The following is a 1,180-nucleotide window of genomic DNA, read 5'->3' on the forward strand; positions in this document are numbered from 1 at the left end:
CTAAAGAAAAATTTGAAAGAAAGAAACCGCACGTAAACGTTGGCACCATAGGTCACGTTGACCACGGCAAAACCACATTGACAGCGGCATTAACAAAAGTAATGGCTGAGCTGCAAGGCGGCGAAGTTAAGGCTTTTGATCAAATCGACAACGCCCCAGAGGAACGTGCGCGCGGTATCACCATCTCTACCTCGCACGTGGAGTATGAGTCAGCCAACCGCCACTATGCCCACGTTGACTGCCCGGGTCATGCTGACTACGTCAAAAACATGATTACCGGTGCTGCCCAAATGGACGGCGCCATTCTGGTTTGCTCCGCCGCTGACGGTCCTATGCCGCAAACCCGCGAGCACATCCTGTTGTCACGTCAAGTCGGTGTTCCCTACATCGTCGTGTTCTTGAACAAAGCAGACATGGTGGACGACGCTGAACTGATCGAACTGGTCGAGATGGAAATTCGCGAGTTGTTGAATCAATACGAATTCCCCGGCGACGATACGCCCATTATCGTTGGTTCTGCCTTGAAAGCTTTAGAAGGCGAACAAAGCGAAATCGGTGTACAATCCGTAGTTCGCTTGGTTGAGGCGCTGGACAGTTACATTCCAGAACCAGAGCGCGCGATCGACGGCAAATTCTTGATGCCTATCGAAGACGTATTCTCGATTTCCGGTCGCGGTACCGTAGTAACCGGTCGTGTAGAGCGTGGCATCATCAAAGTCGGTGAAGAGGTCGAGATTGTCGGTATTAAAGATACCGTCAAAACCACCTGCACCGGTGTTGAAATGTTCCGCAAACTGCTGGACCAAGGTCAGGCGGGTGATAACGTCGGCGTACTGTTGCGTGGTACCAAAAGAGACGACGTAGAGCGTGGTCAGGTATTGGCGCACGTTAACTCCATCAAGCCGCATGCGCATTTCAAAGCGGAGATTTACGTACTGTCCAAAGAAGAGGGTGGTCGTCATACCCCGTTCTTTAATGGCTACCGTCCGCAGTTCTACTTCAGAACCACAGACGTGACCGGTGCGGTCGATCTGCCAGAAGGCGTGGAGATGGTGATGCCTGGCGATAACATTTCTGTTGTCGTAAAACTAATCTCACCGATTGCGATGGAAGACGGATTACGTTTTGCGATTCGCGAAGGTGGTCGTACCGTCGGTGCGGGTGTTGTTGCTTCTATTAT

1 protein-coding gene is annotated in these 1,180 nt (G+C 51.6%); it reads left to right on the forward strand.

What is annotated here, in order from left to right; genetic code table 11:
• Positions 1 to 1,180: elongation factor Tu (gene tuf / locus NP589_RS21545; RefSeq protein ID WP_256608808.1), on the forward strand; the 1,180-nt coding region annotated here is incomplete at both ends.

This window comes from Methylomonas rosea, from assembly GCF_024505055.1.
Taxonomy (GTDB): Bacteria; Pseudomonadota; Gammaproteobacteria; order Methylococcales; family Methylomonadaceae; genus Methylomonas; species Methylomonas rosea.